The 18,473-nt window shown below is 72.2% G+C and carries 12 protein-coding genes; 7 read left to right on the top strand and 5 right to left on the bottom strand.

Annotated elements, in window-relative coordinates; all coding sequences use genetic code 11:
- Positions 1–149: 149 nt before the first annotated feature.
- The gene (locus tag QK440_RS04375; RefSeq protein ID WP_282791604.1) at positions 150–3,092 is read right to left on the bottom strand and encodes an FAD-binding and (Fe-S)-binding domain-containing protein; all 2,943 of its coding nucleotides are present in this window, start codon (positions 3,090–3,092) and stop codon (positions 150–152) included.
- 290 nt (positions 3,093–3,382) lie between these two features.
- Positions 3,383–3,823 carry a MarR family transcriptional regulator gene (locus QK440_RS04370; protein ID WP_282791603.1) on the bottom strand — a complete coding sequence of 147 codons (441 nt, stop codon included), beginning with the start codon at positions 3,821–3,823 and terminating at the stop codon, positions 3,383–3,385.
- A 346-nt stretch (positions 3,824–4,169) separates the two neighbouring features.
- Here QK440_RS04370 and QK440_RS04365 point away from each other — a divergent pair, with 346 nt between their 5' ends.
- From QK440_RS04365 to QK440_RS04335, 7 genes are all read left to right on the top strand, one after another.
- Positions 4,170–6,098, top strand: a complete 1,929-nt coding sequence (locus QK440_RS04365; protein ID WP_282791602.1) for an ABC transporter ATP-binding protein — start codon at positions 4,170–4,172, stop codon at positions 6,096–6,098.
- A 93-nt stretch (positions 6,099–6,191) separates the two neighbouring features.
- Positions 6,192–7,022, top strand: a complete 831-nt coding sequence (gene mltG / locus QK440_RS04360) for an endolytic transglycosylase MltG (protein WP_282791601.1) — start codon at positions 6,192–6,194, stop codon at positions 7,020–7,022.
- Positions 7,023–7,289: 267 nt separating this feature from the next.
- The gene (locus QK440_RS04355; RefSeq protein WP_282791600.1) at positions 7,290–9,335 is read left to right on the top strand and encodes a GAF domain-containing sensor histidine kinase; all 2,046 of its coding nucleotides are present in this window, start codon (positions 7,290–7,292) and stop codon (positions 9,333–9,335) included.
- On the top strand, positions 9,332–11,452 hold the full coding sequence (locus QK440_RS04350; RefSeq protein WP_282791599.1) for a sensor histidine kinase: 2,121 nt from the start codon (positions 9,332–9,334) through the stop codon (positions 11,450–11,452). Before QK440_RS04355 ends, QK440_RS04350 begins: the two co-directional genes overlap by 4 nt.
- The gene (locus QK440_RS04345; RefSeq protein ID WP_282791598.1) at positions 11,452–12,111 is read left to right on the top strand and encodes a response regulator transcription factor; all 660 of its coding nucleotides are present in this window, start codon (positions 11,452–11,454) and stop codon (positions 12,109–12,111) included. The genes QK440_RS04350 and QK440_RS04345 overlap by 1 nt, the downstream gene beginning before the upstream one ends.
- A gap of 774 nt (positions 12,112–12,885) precedes the next feature.
- Positions 12,886–14,112, top strand: coding sequence for a S8 family peptidase (locus tag QK440_RS04340; RefSeq protein ID WP_282791597.1), 1,227 nt, complete (start codon positions 12,886–12,888; stop codon positions 14,110–14,112).
- A 366-nt stretch (positions 14,113–14,478) separates the two neighbouring features.
- Positions 14,479–14,877 (top strand): STAS domain-containing protein, encoded by a 399-nt coding sequence (locus QK440_RS04335; RefSeq protein WP_282791596.1) that lies wholly within the window; start codon positions 14,479–14,481, stop codon positions 14,875–14,877.
- 65 nt (positions 14,878–14,942) lie between these two features.
- Here QK440_RS04335 and QK440_RS04330 read toward each other — a convergent pair whose 3' ends face one another.
- The 3 genes from QK440_RS04330 to QK440_RS04320 form a co-directional block, all read right to left on the bottom strand.
- Positions 14,943–16,058, bottom strand: coding sequence for an NAD(P)-binding domain-containing protein (locus tag QK440_RS04330; protein ID WP_282791635.1), 1,116 nt, complete (start codon positions 16,056–16,058; stop codon positions 14,943–14,945).
- A gap of 106 nt (positions 16,059–16,164) precedes the next feature.
- Positions 16,165–17,373 (bottom strand): LLM class flavin-dependent oxidoreductase, encoded by a 1,209-nt coding sequence (locus QK440_RS04325; RefSeq protein ID WP_282791595.1) that lies wholly within the window; start codon positions 17,371–17,373, stop codon positions 16,165–16,167.
- Between the two features lie 2 nt (positions 17,374–17,375).
- The gene (locus tag QK440_RS04320; RefSeq protein WP_282791594.1) at positions 17,376–18,422 is read right to left on the bottom strand and encodes an ABC transporter substrate-binding protein; all 1,047 of its coding nucleotides are present in this window, start codon (positions 18,420–18,422) and stop codon (positions 17,376–17,378) included.
- Between the last annotated feature and the right edge of the window lie 51 nt (positions 18,423–18,473).

Here is an 18,473-nt window from a genome sequence, read left to right as displayed (position 1 = left end):
ACGCCGAGCCGGGGTACGCGCAGCGGGGAATGCCGAGCCCGGGGTACGCCGAGCCGGAGCGGGCCGTGCCGGGCGGACGGGTGGGGCCGCGCCGAAGGACCTCTGGCCCGGCCCCTACGGCCGCGCCGAAGAACCTCTGGCACCGGCCCCTACGGCCGCGTCGCCCGCTCCAGCTCCAGCAGCACCGACCGGTACTCCCTGCCCGTCGCCCCCTCCATCCCCACCTCGCACATGCGGTTCGCCGAGAGGTGCGCGTCGAAGGGGCGGGAGGTCACCTCGGCCGCCTCCGCGCGGGTCGCGGACGCGGTCAGCTCGGGGTGCAGCATGCCCCGGTCGCCCGCGAACGCGCAGCACCCCGCGTCGTCGGGGACGACGACCTCGTCGGCGCAGGCCTCGGCGACGGCCCGTAGCTGCGGCTCGTCGCCCAAGTGGCGCGTGGAGCAGGTGGGATGGAGCACGGCGGAGCCCACGGTGCGGCGGACCGTGAGGTGGGGGAGCAGGTGCTCGGCGGCCCACACCACGGAGTCGACGACGGTCAGCTCCGCGTGCAGGGCGCGGTTGTCGTCCGACAGGTACGGCACGACCTCGTGCGCGAGGCCGAGCGCGCACGACGAGGCGTCCACGACGAGCGGTAGCGCGCCGCCCGCCGTCCAGCCCCAGGCGGCCTCGACGACGCGGTTGGCCATGAGGGCGTTCCCGGCGGCGTACCCCTTGGAGTGCCAGATCGTCGCGCAGCACGTGCCGGTCACGTCGTCGGGGATCCACACGGGCTTGCCGGCGCGCGCCGACACGGCGACGACGGCGTGGGCCAGGGGCAGTTCGCCGGGGCTCGCGAAGACGCGGTTCACACAGGCCGGGTAGTAGACGGCGGCGGCGCCCCGGCGCGTGGTGCGGGGAAGGCGCCGGGGCGCCGCGCCGGGGAGCCGCGGCAGCCACGCGGGGACGAGGTCGGGGCGGACGGCCCTGCGGGCGGCCCGGGTCACGGCGGACAGGACCCGGTCGCCGGTCCGGGCCCCGGCCACCGCGCGGACCGCTCCTGCGGCGGCCACCGCGAGCCGCGCGGAGGCCTCCACCTGCTTGAACCTCCGTGCCGCCAGCTCGGCGACCCGCTCCTCGCGCGGGGAGTGCCGGTCGTGCCGGAAGGACTTCATCAGCGCGCCGGTGTCGATGCCGACGGGACAGGCCAGCCTGCACGTCGAGTCACCCGCGCAGGTGTCCACGGCGTCGTACCCGTACGCCGCCACGAGCCCGTCCTCGACGGCGGAGCCCGGGGCCTGGCGCATCATCTCGCGGCGCAGCACGATGCGCTGGCGCGGTGTGGTCGTGAGGTCCTCGCTGGGGCAGGTCGGTTCGCAGAAGCCGCACTCGATGCACGGGTCGGCGATCGGCTCCACCGCGGGGATCGTCTTCAGGCCCCGCAGGTGGGCCTTCGGGTCGCGGTCGAGGACGACGCGCGGCGCGAGCACGCCGTCCGGGTCGATGAGCTGCTTGGTGCGCCACATCAACTCCGTGGCCCGCGCGCACCATTCGAGTTCCAGGAACGGCGCGAGGTTGCGGCCGGTGGCGTGCTCGGCCTTCAGGGAGCCGTCGAAGCGCTCGACGGTCAGCCGGCAGAAGTCGTCCATGAAGGCGGCGTACCGCTCCACGTCCGCGGGGTCGGCCGCGTCGAAGGCGAGCAGGAAGTGCAGGTTGCCGTGGGCGGCGTGACCGGCGACGGCGGCGTCGAAGCCGTGCCGCGTCTGGAGGGCGAGCAGTTCCTGGCAGGCCTCCGCGAGCCGGGCGGGCGGCACCGCGAAGTCCTCGGTGATGAGCGTCGTCCCGGCGGGGCGCGAGCCGCCGACGGCCATCACGAACGCCTTGCGCGCCGTCCAGTAGGCGCCGATCTCCCCCGGGTCGCGGGTGAAGCGGTTCGTCACCGACGGCACCGGGGCGACGAGGTCGAGGCCGCGCAGCACCTCGGCGGCCGCCGACTCGTACGCGTCCCGGCCCGCCTCGTCCGGCGCGCGGAACTCCACGAGCAGGGCGGTGGTGTCCTTCGGCAGCCGCGCCCAGTCCCGCGGGACGCCCGGCACGCGCAACGACGCGCGCAGGGTGTTGCCGTCCATCAGCTCCACGGCCCGCGCGCCCGCGGCGGTGAACAGCGGCACGGCCGCGGCAGCGGCGGGCAGCGCGGGGAAGAAGAGCAGCGCCGTCGACACGTACCGGTCGAGCGGCAGCGTGTCGAAGACGACCTCGGTGATGAAGCCGAAGGTGCCTTGGGACCCGACCATGAGGCCGCGCAGAATCTCCACGGGCGTGGCGCCGTCCAGGAAGGCGTCCAGGCGGTAGCCGTTGGTGTTCTTCAGTTCGTACTTCGCCCGGATGCGGGCGGTGAGCTCCGCGTCCGCCTCGATCTCGTGCTTGAGGGCGAGCAGGCCCGCGCACAGGGCGGGTTCGGCGCGGGCGAGCAGCGCGTCGGCGTCGGGGTCGGCGGTGTCGACGACCGTGCCGGACGGCAGGACGCACGTCAGGGACGCCACCGTGCGGTAGGAGTTGCGGGTGGTGCCCGCCGTCATGCCGGAGGCGTTGTTCGCCACGACCCCGCCGACGGTGCAGGCGATCGCGCTCGCCGGGTCCGGGCCGAGCACGCGCCCGTGCCGCGCGAGTGTGACGTTCGCGCGCGCCACCGTCGTGCCGGGGGCGATCCGCGCCCGCCGCCCGCCGTCGAGCACCTCGACGCCCGCCCAGTGCCGGCGGACGTCGACGAGGATGTCCTCACCCTGCGCCTGGCCGTTGAGGGAGGTGCCCGCCGCGCGGAAGACGACCTCGCGGCCCTTGCCGTGGGCGTACGACAGGACGGCGGACACGTCGTCGATGTCCTCGGCGACGACCACCACGCGCGGCACGAAGCGGTACGGGCTCGCGTCCGAGGCGTAGCGGACCAGGTCGGACACCTTCGTGAGGACCTTGTCGGCGCCCAGGAGCGCGGTCAGGTCGTCGCGCAGCGGCTGGGGCGTGCCGGCCGCCTCCCCCTCGGGGACCCGGTCGGGCGCGGGCCTGCGGTCGTGCGGGGCGGGGCGCAGGGCGTCGGGGTCGGGCTCCAGCAGGGGCATGGCCTCTCCTCAGCGGTCTCGGCGGCGCGGGCCGGGCGACCGGTGCACCGACACCGGCTCTCCGCCGCCAGGGTCCCACCCGCGAGGGCGCTCCGCCGCCGAGGCACCACCGGCGACGGCCGGGACACCACACCCGCCGCCAGGGGACCGCCACGAGCGGCTACGCCACCCGCGAACGGCCCCGCGACACCGGGACGCCTCCCGCAATGGCCTCGCCAAGCAGGCGAGCCCCGTCACACAGGCGAGCCCCCGTGACACCGGGACGCCCCCGACACCGGGTCGCCCCCGCCTCACCCACCACCCTCAGGCACCTCGAACAATGCGTCGAGCAAGCCGCCCAACTGCGCGCGCTGGGCGGTGTCCAGGGGCGCCAGGATGTCCTCCGCGGCGGCGCGGCGGGCGCCGTGCAGCAGCCGGAGCGCCTCGTGCCCGCCCTCGGTCAGCTCGATGCGGATGACGCGGCGGTTGGTCGGGTCCGGGGCGCGGCGCACCAGGCCGCTCGTCTCCAGGGCGTCCACCAGGCTGGTCACGGCGCGCGGCACGACCTCCAGGCGCTGTGCTAGATCGGCCATGCGCGGGGGCGTGTCGCAGTGCGCCAGGGTGCGCAGCAGCCGGGACTGCGCGGGGGTGATGCCGATGGGCTCCAGGTGGCGCTTCTGGATGCGGTGCAGCCGACGGGTCAGCCGCAGCAGTTGCTCGGCGAGGAGTCCGTCGCTGTCCGGTGTGCTCATGCCGGAACAGTAGCAGGACCATGTGCATTGTGAGTATAGGTAACAATGAGCTATCCTCCTCAGGTCGTCGGCGCCGGCCCACCCACCGCCGTCCTCGGCGGCAGGCCACCGCACCTCAGGCCGCGCGACCGCGCCGACAGCGCAGCCGTGCGACCCCACCGACAGCCCGAGCCGTACGCCCTCCGACGGCCCAGGCCGTACGGCCACTGGCACTCCGGGCCGTACGGCCTCTGGCAGTCCGGGCCGTACAACATGCGCAGTCCGGGGCGGCGGTCCCGTACCGCCGCCCCTCCGCACCGTCGTCGGCCCAACACCGCCGACGTCCCGCTAGGTCCCGTAGGAGCCCATGCCTCACGAAGATCCACCCACCTGGACGCCCTCGGACGCGAGCCCCGGGGAACCCCGCTCGGCCCAGGGCATGAGCCCGGGGGGTCCCCGCTCGGCCAAGGACGCAAGTCCGGGAGGTCCCCGCTCGGCCAAGGGCGCGAGCCTGGGAGAGCCCGGCCCGGCCAAGGCTGCGGAGGAGCCCCGTCAGCTGGGCCGCATCCTTCGCCTCTTCCGCCCGTACCGCGCCCGCCTCGCCGTCGTCGGCCTGCTGGTGTGCGCCGCGTCCCTGGTCTCGGTGGCGACCCCCTTCCTCCTCAAGGAGATCCTCGACACCGCCATCCCCCAGGGCCGCACGGGCCTGCTGACCCTGCTCGCGCTCGGCATGGTCCTCAGCGCGGTCGTCACCAGCGTCTTCGGCGTCCTCCAGACGCTGATCTCCACGACCGTCGGCCAACAGGTCATGCACGACCTGCGCACCGCCGTCTACGGACGGCTCCAGCGCATGTCGCTCGCCTTCTTCACCCGCACCCGCACCGGCGAGGTCCAGTCCCGCATCGCCAACGACATCGGCGGCATGCAGGCGACCGTCACCTCCACGGCGACCTCGCTGGTGTCGAACAGCACGAGCGTCATCGCCACGGTCGTCGCCATGCTCGCCCTCGAGTGGCGCCTGACCGTCGTCTCGCTCCTGCTCCTTCCGCTGTTCGTGTGGATCAGCCGCCGGGTCGGCCGCGAGCGCAAGAGGATCGCCACCGAACGGCAGAAGCAGATGGCAGCGATGGCCGCCACGGTCACTGAGTCGCTGTCGGTCAGCGGCATCCTGCTCGGCCGCACGATGGGCCGCGCCGACTCGCTGACGCGCTCGTTCGCCGACGAGTCCGCGGAGCTGGTGCGCCTCGAGGTCCGCTCCAACATGGCCGGGCGCTGGCGCCTGTCCGTGATCACCATCGTCATGGCCGCCATGCCCGCCGTCCTGTACTGGAGCGCCGGGCTCGCCTTCCAGATGGGCGGCCCGACCGTCTCCATCGGCACGCTCGTCGCGTTCGTCTCGCTCCAGCAGGGCCTGTTCCGGCCCGCGGTCAGCCTGCTCTCGACCGGGGTGCAGATCCAGACCTCGCTGGCGCTCTTCCAGCGCATCTTCGAGTACCTCGACCTGCCCATCGACATCACTGAGCGGGACCGGCCGGTGTCCCTGGAGCGGGTCAAGGGCGAGGTCCGGTTCGAGGGCGTGGAGTTCCGCTACGACCCCGAGGGCGCGCCCGTCCTCGAGGGGATCGACCTCACCGTGCCCGCGGGCGGCAGCCTGGCCGTCGTCGGAGCCACGGGCTCCGGCAAGTCCACGCTCAGCTATCTGGTCCCCCGGCTGTACGACGTGACGGCCGGGCGCGTCACCCTCGACGGTGTCGACGTGCGCGACCTGGACTTCGACACCCTCGCGCGCGCCGTCGGGGTGGTCTCCCAGGAGACGTACCTCTTCCACGCGTCGGTCGCCGACAACCTCCGCTTCGCCAAGCCGGACGCCACCGACGAGGAACTGCACGCCGCCGCGCGGGCCGCGCAGATCCACGACCACATCGCGGCCCTCCCCGACGGCTACGACACCGTGGTCGGCGAGCGCGGCCACCGCTTCTCCGGCGGCGAGAAGCAGCGCCTCGCCATCGCCCGCACGATCCTGCGCGACCCTCCCGTGCTCATCCTGGACGAGGCCACCAGCGCCCTCGACACCCGGACGGAGCACGCCGTGCAGCGGGCCATCGACGCCCTGTCGGCCAACCGGACCACGCTGACCATCGCCCACCGGCTGTCCACCGTGCGCGGCGCCGACCAGATCGTGGTCCTCGACGGCGGGCGGGCCGTGGAACGGGGCACCCACGAGGAACTCCTCGCCCGGGGCGGCCGGTACGCCGCGCTCGTGCGCAGGGACGCCCTGCTGGAGCCCGCGCCGTAGGCCCGCGCCCGCTCCGCCGGGGTCGGGTCCGCCGGGGTCCGATCCGTAGGAATTCGCCCTGAAATATGACAAAAGCCGGGTTACCGTGCCCGCATGCACACCACCACACCGCCAGGGGGCAAGAAGCGCACAGCGGTCCGGCTGACGCGCCGGGGCCGGATCGCCCTGATCACGTCCGGAGCCGTCGCCGCGGCCACCGCCGTGGCGGTCCCGCTGCTGCTCCCGGACGACGACGAAGAACCACGGCCCAAGACGCTGACGATCCCCGAGGGCTGGCGCTCCGGCCAGGTGTACGAGGCCGTCGACAAGGCCCTCGGGGTCGCCGAGGGCACCACGAAGAAGGCGGCCGGCCGGGCGGACCTCAAACTGCCCGGCGACGCCGGCGGCAACCCCGAGGGGTACCTCTTCCCGGCCACGTATCCCATCGGGTCCCAGTCGACCCCGGCGTCCGTCCTGTCGTACATGGTGAACACCGCGAACAAGAAGTTCAGCGGCGGCCACGTCACCGCGGGCGCCGACCGCAACGCCGTGAACATCTACCAGACCGTCACCATCGCGAGCATGGTCCAGGCGGAGGCGGACACCAAGGCGGACATGGGCAAGGTGGCCCGTGTCATCTACAACCGCCTCGACCGGGGCATGCCCCTCCAGATGGACTCCACGATCAACTACGCCCTGAAACGCTCCACGCTCAGAACCGCCGCGAGCGACACCAAGCTCAAGAGCCCCTACAACACCTACGCCCGCATGGGCCTGCCCCCCACCCCCATCAACAACCCCGGCGAGGACGCGATGCGGGCCGCCACGAACCCGACACCGGGGAACTGGCTCTACTTCGTGACCGTGAAGCGCGGGGACACCCGCTTCACCGCGAGCTATGAGGAACAGCGGCGCAACGTGGCGGAGTTCAACAAGAACCGGTGACCGCGGACTAGTGGCCCGCGTGCTCGGCCTTTTTCCGTAAATGGCCGCACAGCCCTTGTCCTCGCAGCGTGATTCTGGGACGTTCGTCACGGGCTTGGGGCAAATTGCTCCTCGGGGGGCGGCGTGCGTCACATAACAAGCGGCTACAAGCGATTTCGTCGAATACCTATTCGGTCGAACGCGTGTGGCGGCGAAGGCCGACAGGCATGTGCGGCGCGACCGGGTGCCGTGCGGTTCGCTTGGGGGCTGTGGCTGGGCGCGGTGGTCATGGCTGTCTCGACCACCGCGCTGACGCTGCCCATGATGTCGGCTCCGCGTCCCGAGTGGCATCCATGGCTGGTCGCCATAGTGGAGCCCGTAGCGCTGATGGCGTACGCGTACCCGGGGTTCCTGGTGGCCAGACGGCAGCCGTGGAACAGGGTCGGGTGGCTGCTCCTGTTGTCCGGTTTCGGAGGGCTGCTCGACGCCTTCGGGCACGCGTACACGGATTACGGGCTCGCCCACGACCTTCCAGGAGTCGCTGCGTCGGGATGGGTGTCGAATTGGGCTTTCGCGGTCAATTTCTTCCCGGTCTTCTTCCTGCTGTTGTGCTTTCCGGACGGCCGACTGCCCGGGAGGAGGTGGCGGGCCGTTACGTGGTACGTCGGCTTGTGCGGAGCCTGCGTGACAGCGATAGCCAGTTTCGTTCCGGGACCGGTTGACCGTGCACCCCACCGGAATGTGCCGAACCCCATGGGGGTTTCCTGGCTCGCGGTCCTCGAGCAGCACGAGGGCGCGATCTCACTGGCGTTGGTCGCGCTGCCTTTTCTGCTCGCGACGGTCTCGTTGCTGCATCGGTTCCTTCACTCCACCGGCGTGACCCGGCAAAGGTTCAAGTGGGTGGCGCTGGCGGCGCTCATCGACCTTGTCCTCGCTGCTGGGGCCATGATGTTCGACCGAGGGATGTGGCTGACGGTCTGCATCGATCTGATGCCGGTCATCCTGAGCTTCGCCATCGCGGTGGCGATCGTGTGCCACCGCTTGTTCGACGTTGACTGGCTGTTGAGTCGATCGCTGGTCTACTTCGGACTCACGGGCTGCGTCGTCGGCCTTTACACCGGCACGGTAGCGCTGTTCGGGCTGGTGCTGCGCCACGTAAGCCCAGGAGCGGCGGCGCTGCTCGCGACCGGTGCGACGGCGCTGGCACTGGAACCACTGCGGTCCATGCTGCAACGGGCGGCCGGCCGACTTGTCTACGGTCTGCGGGACGACCCGTATACGGCACTGGCGAACCTCAGCCGTCGCCTCGAGACGACAGACGTCGTGGAGAAGGTGCTGCCGACCGCGGCTTCCACCGTGGCCGATGCCATGCGCTCACCGTACGTGGTCATCGAGATGAACGGGGTGACGGTCGCTGAACGGCGCACGCGAGCGGCCAACGACACATCCGGCAGTCCTCCCTTGGTGCGTGTCGCGCTGGTGCACCGGAACGAAGAGATCGGGACGTTGGCGGTCGCCACGCGGTCCGCGCAGGAGGAGTTCACCCCCGCCGATCTGCGGCTGCTGCGGGACACGGCGCGCCACATCGCCCAAGCGGCGGCGAACGTCAGGTTGTCGTTGGAGGTGAGGCGCTCGCAGAGGGAGGCTGTCGTGGCGCGGGCCGAGGCCCGACGCCACCTCGCCATGAATCTGCACGACGACATCGAGCCGGTCCTGGTCGGCGCGGCTCGAAGTGTCCGAGAGGCCACCGAACTGACGCGTGCAGACCCCGACCGGGCACGCGGCATGCTCGCTGCGACGCTGGAACGCGTGCGCCGAAGTGCGCAGGACGTGCGCCGCCTTTCCTTCGAACTGCGTTCACCGGTCAACGAGGTCGGCCTGAGGGAAGCCGTTCTGGCGTATGTGGACCGTGTGCCGATGTCGGTCCACACCGCACTGCCGGACCAGTTTCCAGAGCTTCCCGCGGCGGTCGAGGAGACTGTGTACCGAGTGCTCACCGGGGCGGTGTCGAACGTACTCAGGCACGGCGGGGCGGCGCGCTGCTGGGTGGGTATGGAGGTGGACGAACACCACGTCACCTTGACGGTCGCCGATGACAGGACGGGACTGCCGAGTACCGTGCGCCCGGGCCCGGCGCTGTCCTCGCTGCGCGCGTGTGCCGCCGAGGTCGGTGGCCGTTGTGACCTACGGGCTCGTCCCGGGGGTGGGAGTGAGTGCGTCGCACGGCTTCCGCGGCGGTTCCCGCACGGAGCCCTCCCGGCGTCCCGGGAGCCGGCTCCCTTGTGTCCGGGAGTGGACGACCGCGACGGTGACCGTGCTGGAGGTGAGCCATGAACAAGCTCACGGAGGCTCAGACGCGGCGCGCTCCGCATGTCGTGGCTCGGGGAAAGGCGCACCTCGCGACGGAGCGCACGGCGTGGGCCCTCTGGGGCACGGCTGCCGTGTTCATGAGCCTGGCGGCGGTGTTCGCGGTGCTGTCCCGTCATACGCCGCGTCCGGACTGGCACCCCTGGTGGCTGATTCTGGCCGAAACACCATTGGGATTGCTGCTTCCCTCCCTCGGCCTGCTGGTCGCCAGGCGTGTGCCGAACAATCCGGCGGGTTGGCTCCTGCTCGTCGCCGGGTGCGGCGACTCGATCGATCTTCTCAGTCACGCGTACGCCCTCCACGCGTTGCCGCGTGGCCTGCCGGGCGGCCTGCTGTCGGCCTGGGTCAGCTCATGGAGCTTCGCACTCTTCACCTTCCCCTTCATCTTCCTCCTGCTGCTGTTTCCGAATGGGCACGTACCGTCAGCGCGCTGGAGGTGGGCCGCGAGGTACATGGTCGCGTGCGGGTGCGTGAATTTGCTGATTGCTGCCACCGAGTCGGGGCCGCTGGGCGGCGGCTACTTCCCGACGACCACCAACCCTCTGGGCATACCGGGGTTGTCGTACAGCGACGTGACCATCGGCATGATTTCCCTGGCCATCACTCTCGTCCCCTTTCTGCTGTCGATCACCGCTCTGCTGTTCCGCTACCGGAGCGTGACTGGCCAGGAGAAGCGGCAGTTGAAGTGGATGGCCTGGGCGGCGTTGGTGGGCATTTGCTTGGTGGCCGCGCACATCGTGCTCCTGGACGGGCCGGCGGAGTCGCTCGCCGTCGAAGCCGTGATCCTGCTGCTCAGCACAGCCATCACTGTCGCGATCGTGCGCGACAACCTCTTCGACATCGACCGGATCCTCAGCCACACATTGGTCTATACCGGGTTGACCGGTGGCGTCATCGGACTCTACGTAGGCGCCGTGAGTGTTCTGGGGCAACTGCTGCGCCACTCAGCCACCGGAGCGGTCCCCTTGCTGGCGACGGGCATCGTGGCCGTGCTGCTGCAACCGCTCCGTACCTTGCTGCAACGCTCGGTGAGCCGACTCGTCTACGGGCTGCGCGACGACCCGTACACGGCTCTTGTCATGCTCGGTCGACGTCTGGAGACAACAAGTGATCCGCAGAAAGTGCTTCCGGAGGCCGCAGCGGTCGTGGCTGATGCTCTGCACGTGCCTTACGTGGCCATTGAGCTGGACCAGACGACAACAACAGGCGTTCAACGGACCCGCGTAGCGGCCCACGGAACGGAGGTCCGGCCGTTGTTGGAGCTCATTCTGGTGCATCGGGGTGAGGAGATCGGCGTCCTGCTCGTCGGTGCCAGAGATGCCAAGGAGCACTTCTCATCGGCGGACATGCGGCTGTTGGGCGACGTGGCCCGGCACATCGCCCAAGCCGCGTCCGTCGTCCAGCTCTCGTTGACCCTGGGGCAGGCGCAGGAGCGGGCGGTCGCGGCTGCCGCCGAGGAACGCCGACGACTGGCCCGGGACCTGCACGACGGGGTCGGGCCGGTTCTCACCGGTGCCACCTGGACTCTGCAAGCCGCCCTCACGAAGCTGCGCGGTGACCCCGACGCCACGCAAGACCTGCTGACCACCGCCTTGGACCACATCCGTCGGGGAACGGAAGACCTCCGGCGCATCTCGGTGGGGCTGAGGTCGCCCGCCGACCAGCTCGGGCTGCGGGACGCCGTCCTCGCCTACCTGGAGCGGGTGCCCCTGACCACGGACGTGCGGTTCTCCGACGGGCCGCTACGGTTGCCGGCGGCGGTGGAGGAGGCTGCCTACTGGATCATCGCCGAGGCGGTGGGCAACACCGTCAGGCACGCCCGTGCCGACACCTGCTGGGTGAGCGTCGCGTCGGGTGAGGCACTCGTCCTGACGGTCGCCGACGACGGCTGCGGCCTGCCGGAACTGTTCCGTCCGGGCGTGGGCCTGGGGTCCATGCGGGAACGTGCTGCCGAGATCGGCGGTACCTGTGACGTGCGCACACGCGACGGTGGAGGCACTGAGGTGGTGGCCCGACTGCCGCTCACCCTGCTCGGCACAGCCACGCAGGACGACGACTTGGTGGCGAAGGGCGGTACCACGTAGTGGAACAGCAGATTCGCGTAGTGATCGCGGACGACCACGCGTTCACCCGGTACGGATTGCGCGTGCTCCTTGAGTCCGACGCCGACATCACCGTAGTGGGCGAAGCCTGTGACGGCCACGAAGCCGTTGAGCAGACCTTGAAGCTCCGCCCGCACGTCGTCGTGATGGACGTCCGGATGCCGCACGGCAGCGGCCTGTGGGCCACTCAGGAGATCCAACGGGCAGGACTCGGGACAAAGGTGCTCGTCCATTCCGAGTATGAGGAGGACCTCAATGTCATGGCCGCCATGCGCGCCGGGGCATCGGGCTTCCTCATGAAGGCGGGCGACGTCACACAGATCGTCCGAGCGGTCCGCGACGTCGCCGCAGGCGCATGGATCTTCAATCTGTCCGACACAGCCCGCATGCGTCCTTGGTTCGACGAACTGCGGACGGCTCGGCGCGAAACCGCCTTCCCGCAACTGACCCCGAGAGAACGGGACATCCTCGACATCATCGCCACACCGCGGCAGACCACAGCCAGTGCCGCCGCCCACCTGGGCATCAGCACCAAGCGCGTCGAGAACGCGCTGACCGACATCAAGGCCAAACTCGGAGTGAACGATCGCATGGAATTGATCGTCCAGGCACGTGCCGCCGGACTGGGCGTAAGGCGGTGACCTGCGACTCCCGCCTCCTCGGTAGCGCATTCCCGTGACTGCGGGAACCCAGTGGACGCAGCCTGTTCCCCGTAGGCAACGCACGGACGGAGTCAACGGGAGGGGCAGATGCACAATAGGGAACGGCCCCCGTGCCGTACATGCATCAGGAGGCGACGCGGCGCCCGAACCCGGGCCATCCGACTGTGGACGCCCGTCGTGGCGTCCGCCGTCTCGGCGGTCGTCGCCCTCTATGGGGTATGGCCCGGCATCGGTACATGACCGACTGAGGACGACCACCGAGTGGTTCTCCGCAGGCGCACCGGCACAGGCCGGAATGCATCCGCGGAACTCCGCACACCGTTGATGGCATCGCGCATCGACGCTTCCATGACTCTCCAGCGATGTTCCGTCGAGAGAGCCAGGGAAGGGAGGGGAGCGGATGAGCCATCACCGCATCTGCGGGGCGCGAGCGAAAGCAGGGCGGTCCAGAGAACAGGTGGGCGATTCATCTGGTGCGGCGGTGCTGAACGGCGCCGCCGCATCCGGTGTTGCGGCGCTGAACGATGCCGCCGCGCCTGTCGTTCCGGCGTCCCCCCGCCGACGTGGTGACCGGCGGAGGGCGACCCCGCCCAGCCCTGGCGGCATGTCGCAGACGTGGCCCGCCGGCCGACCATCCGGCGGACCACCGTCGCCGGGTACCCCCTGCCCCGGGCGGCAATCCCCCTCGCCCACCCCCGCCGCTCCCGCCCCCCGGGACCCTCACCCCCACGAGGAAGCAGAAGAGGTGCAGCCATGACACGTCCCTCCCGCACCCGTGCCGTCGCGGTGCTGTCCGCGCTCGTCCTCGCCTCCGGTCTCCCAGTCGGCGGCGCGTCCGCGGCCGGGGCCGCCCCGACGGGCCCGGCGGGCGCGCTGCGTCTCGCCGGGGCCGGGGAGAGCGCCGTGCCGGACGGGTGGATCGTCGTCCTGAAGGACACGCGGGGCCGTGACGTGCCCGGCGTGGCGCGTGAGCTGCTGGGGCAGGGCGGCGGTACACGTCTCGGGCACGTGTACCGGGCCGCGCTGCGCGGCTTCTCCGCCACGATGAGCAGGGCGCGGGCCGCGCGCGTCGCCGCCGACCCGCGGGTCGCGTCCGTCCACCAGGACACCCGCGTGCGCCTCGCCCCGGCGGCCGCCGACGGGACCCAGCCGAACCCGCCCTGGGGCCTGGACCGCGTCGACCAGCGCGCACTGCCGCTGTCCGGCAGCTACACGTACCGCACCACGGCTCCCGGCGTCCGCATCCACGTCATCGACACCGGGCTGCGCACCACGCACCAGGACTTCGGCGGGCGCGCCTCGGTCGGTGTCGACACCGTGGGCGACGGCCGGAACGGTGTCGACTGCAACGGCCACGGCACCCACGTCGGCGGCATCGCGGCGGGCCGCACCCACGGCGTCGCCAAAGAGGCCCGGCTGGTCGCGGTGCGGGTCCTCGACTGCCAGGGCTCCGGCACCACGTCGGGCGTCATCGCCGGGGTCGACTGGGTGACGGCGCACGCCGCGCGGCCGGCCGTGGCGAACATGAGCCTGGGCGGCCCGGCCGACGGCGTCCTCGACAACGCCGTACGCTCCTCGGTCCGCTCCGGCGTCACCTACACCGCGGCGGCCGGCAGCGCGGGCACCTCCACCGGCGCCTGCTCCACGTCGCCCGCGCGCCTCCCCGAGGTGATCACCGTCGGCGCCGTCGACCGCACCGACCGGCGGGCCTCCTCCTCGAACTACAGCTCGTGCGTATCCCTGTTCGCACCCGGCGTGCAGATCTCTTCCGCGTGGCACGACAGCGACACCTCCGTCCGTACTGTCAGCGGTACGTCGATGGCGGCCGCCCACGCGGCCGGCGCGGCGGCGCTCCGCCTCGCCCTCCGGCCCGCGGACACCCCCGCCCAGGTCAAGTGGCACCTGATCGACAACGCCACCACCGGCGTTCTGCAGGGCACCCCGCCGGTGGAGCCGAACAAACTTCTCCACACACTGTGACGCCACCGCCGACAGCGGCACCGCACCGCCCGGCCGACCGGTGACCCGGCCCGGACCAGGCGCGACAGCGGTGCCGCGACGGCGGTCGGCGCCCCCCGCCCGGCGGCGTGCGCCGGAGCCCGGCCGCATCGGCCAACCCCGGTTTAATGCAGAGGAGTTGCATTATCTTGCGCCTGTCGGGTATGCCATAGGCACCACCGCGCCGCGCGTGCCCCCGGTGGCGAGACAGTTCACCGCACAGACCGCAATCACCGCATACCGCAATCACTGTGGTGGGTTCACGAGCCCCGGCCGGTCCGATCCGGGCCGGGGGGCGCCGGGCCGCCGCACCCCGAATCCGCGCGCAGGGCGCCACGAGGGGGAACGATGCACGACGACAGTCCTCCCTTCGGTCTCCACGCCCGGGTGCGGCAGGAGCGGCTGGTCATCACGCTCTGGGGAGAGCTCGACATCTACGCCACCGAGCGGCTCACGGGCCGCCTCGCCGAGCTGACGCTCACCTGCCGCCACGACGTGATCCTGGACCTGAGCGACGTGACGTTCCTAGACTGCGGCGGCCTGTCCCTGCTGTGCCAGGCGCGCAACGCCACCCGCCGCCGGGAGCTGTGCCTCACCGTGGTTCTGCAGGACCCCTTCCACCGCAAGGTGATGCGCCTCGCGGGCGTGGCCGACTGCTTCACCGTCGTGCCCCGCCTGCGCGACGCGCTCGCGGTGCCGCCGGACGGAAGCCGCCGCCGCAGGCCGCCGACCCCGTCCCACGCCTGACCCGGCCGTCCGTCCCACGCCTGACTCGGCTGTCTCGCACACCTGTCCCGGCCGTCTCGCCCGCCTCAGGCCGGTACCGGCACCTCCGCGCCGGCCACCCGAGCCCTCGGCCCGGGCACGGCCACCGACCCGTCCCCGAGCAGCCGCACGATGTCCCGTACCGCCGCGCGTCCCGCGCGGTTCGCGCCGATCGTGCTGGCCGAGGGCCCGTACCCGACGAGGTGGACGCGCGGGTCGGCGGCCGCCCGCGTACCGTCCAGGCGGATGCCGCCGCCCGGCTCCCGCAGCCGCAGCGGCGCCAGGTGGTCGACGGCCGCGCGGAAGCCGGTCGCCCACAGGATCACGTCGGCCTCGATCCGCCGCCCGTCGCCCCACTCCACGCCGGTGGGGGTGATCCGGTCGAACATCGGCAGGCGGTCCAGCACGCCCCGCGCGCGGGCCTCGCGCACCGCGTCCGTGACGGCGAGCCCGGTCACCGACACCACGCTCAGCGGCGGCAGGCCCCGCCGCACCCGCTCCTCGACCATGGCCACGGCGGCCCGCCCGCGCTCCTCGTCGAAGGGCCCCTCGGCGAACACGGGCGGCCGCCGCGTCACCCACCACGTCCGGGCGGCGTACGGGGCGATCTCCATCAGGTGCTGGGTGCCGGAGGCGCCGCCGCCCACCACGACGACGCGCTTCCCGCGGAACGCCTCGGGCCCGGGGTAGCCCGCCGTGTGCACCTGCAGGCCGCGGAACGTCTCCTGGCCCGGGTAGCGCGGCCAGAAGGGCCGGTCCCAGGTGCCGGTCGCGTTGATCAGGGCGCGCGTGGCCCAGGTCCCCGCCGAGGTCTCGACGCGCAGCCGCCCGCCGTCGCCCTCGCGTACGCGGCGCACGTCCACGGGACGCCGTACGCGCAGGCCGAAGCGGTCCTCGTACGCGGCGAAGTACTCCCCGATCACCTCCGACGACGGTCGGGCGGGGTCCGCCCCGGTCAGCTCCATGCCCGGCAGCGCGTGCATGCCGTGCACCTTGCCGTACGTCAGTGAGGGCCAGCGGAACTGCCACGCGCCGCCCGGCCGGGGCGCGTGGTCCAGGACGACGAAGTCCCGCCCCGGTTCGAACCCCTTGCGCCGCAGGTGGTAGGCGCTGGACAGGCCCGCCTGCCCGGCGCCCACGACCACCACGTCCACATCCGTCACACCTGTGTCCGTCACGTCCGCGTCCCGCACCCCGATATCGTTCACGTTTCTACCAACCATGCCGGGGTGCGGGATCTTCCCGCGGCTCAGCGACCGGCTCAGCGGCTCAGCGGCCCCCGGCCACCAGCAGCGGAGCCCCGCCCGGTGCCGACGCCGGGCGGCCGTTCGCGGCGGGGACGCCGGCGAGCGGGGCGGCGGGGATGCGGGACAGGAGCCCGCGCGCCGCCAGCTCGGGGACGACGCCCTCGCCGAACCAGTACGCCTCCTCCAGGTGCGGATAGCCGGAGAGGATGAAGTGCTCCACGCCGAGCGCGTGGTACTCCTCGATGCGGTCGGCGACCTCGGCGTGGCTGCCCACGAGCGCGGTGCCCGCGCCGCCGCGCACCAGGCCCACGCCCGCCCACAGGTTCGGCGCGATCTCCAGGTCGTCGCGGGAGCCGCCGTGCAGGGCGAGCATGCGCTGCTGGCCGACCGACTCGCTGCGGCCCAGTGCCTCCTGCGCGGCGGCGACCGTGTCGGCGTCGAGGTCGTCGAGGAGGCGCCGCGCGGTGGCCCACGCCTCCCGTGCCGAGTCGCGGGAGATGCTGTGCAGGCGGATGCCGAAGCGGACCGTGCGCCCCTCCGCCTCGGCGAGCCCCCGGATCCAGTCGAGCTTCTGCCTCACCTGCTCCGGCGGCTCGCCCCAGGTCAGGTACACATCCGCGTGGCGGGCCGCGACCGGGCCCGCCGCGGCCGACGAGCCGCCGAAGAACAGCTCCGGCAGCGGGTCCGGCGGCAGCGCGGTCAGACCGCCCTCGACCTGGTAGTACCTCCCGTCGAAGTCGTACGGGGTGCCGCCCCACACGCCGCGGACCACCGACAGGAACTCGTCGGTGCGGGCGTACCGGCGGTCGTGGTCCACGTGGTCGCCGAAGCGCCGCTGCTCGGTCGAGTCGCCGCCCGTCACCACGTTCAGGAGCAGGCGCCCGCGCGTGACGCGCTGGTACGTCGCCGCCATCTGCGCGGCGAGCACGGGGGAGAGCACGCCGGGCCGGAACGCCACCAGGAACTTGAGCCGCTCGGTGTGCTGGGCCAGGGCGACCGTCGTCAGCCAGGCGTCCTCGCACCAGGTGCCCGTCGGCGTCAGCACGGCCTCGAAGCCGAGCTGCTCGGCGGCCTTGGCGATCTGCGCGAGGTACGCGATGTCGGGGGCGCGCACGCCGCTGACCGGGGTGACGCGGGAGCGGGTGATGCCGCCGTCGGTGTAGGCGTGCCGGTCGACGAGGGTGCGGCCGTCGCCGCCGGTCGGCAGGAACCAGTGCAGGTGGACGGTCATGGTCAGGACTCCTCGGGCGTACGGGGGTAGGTGCGGGGCTTGGTGGTCGAGGGCGGCAGCGAGCCGTTGAACCGGTCGTCGGCGAAGTCGGCGAAGTCGACGCGGCGCGGGATGAGCTTCAGCTCGGCGAAGGTGTCGACGATGGCCTGCTCGGAGGCGACGGCGGCACGGTCCACGGCGACCGGGACGCGCGTGCCGTGGGTGCGCTTGACCGCGTCGAGGGCGACCTCGTACGGCAGTCCGGTGTCCTTCGACCAGACCTTCGCCCACGCCTCGGGGTGCCGGAAGACCCAGTCCTGGGCCTTGCGCAGCCTGCGCAGGTAGTCGCCGACGGCGGCGGCCTTCTTCTTGTCCTTCAGCGCGCCGGGCGCCGCCACCTGGAAGCTCAGGCCGTTGACGAGGCCCTCGCCGTCGGTGAGGACCCGCGCCTTGCCGCCGCGCAGGACCTGCGAGGTGTACGGGTCCCACACCGCCCAGGCGTCGACGGTGCCGCCGGTGAACGCGGCGAGCGCGTCGGCTGGTTGCAGGTACGTGACGTCGACGTCCTTCAGCGTGAGCCCGGCCTTCCGCAGCGACGCGACGAGCTGGTAGTGCGCGGACGACCCCTGCGCCACGGCGACCGACCTGCCCTTCAGATCGGCCGTCCGCCGCAGCCCGGAGTCCTTCGGTACGACGATGGCCTCGCCGCGCGCGGTGCCGTGGGCCGCGGCCACCACCGAGATCCTCGAGCCGGCGCCCGCGGCGAACACCGGTGGCGTGTTGCCGACCGCGCCGATGTCCACGGCCTTGGCGTTCACGGCTTCCAGGAGCGGCGGCCCGGACGTGAACGTCGACCACTTGATCCGGTACGGCAGGTCGTCGAGCTCGCCGGCGGCGCGGAGCACGGCCTCCGAACCGCCGCGCTGGTCACCGACGGCGAGGGTCAGCGACCCCTTGCCGTCGGTACGTCCGCCGCCGCCGGTCGACGAGGTGGCCGAGGACGTCCCGGAGCAGGCGGCGAGGGCCAGCGCCAGGGGGAGGAGCAGGACAGGGGCGAGGCGTCGTCGCATGGGGGCGTGTCCGTTCTGTGCGTACGTCACGGGCTCGGCGGGGGAGGCCGG

This window comes from Streptomyces sp. CC224B (assembly GCF_030010595.1).
Classification (GTDB): domain Bacteria; phylum Actinomycetota; class Actinomycetes; order Streptomycetales; family Streptomycetaceae; genus Streptomyces; species Streptomyces longispororuber.
The sequence above is the reverse complement of the archived record's forward strand: the minus strand, read 5'-3'. Positions and strand labels throughout refer to the sequence as shown.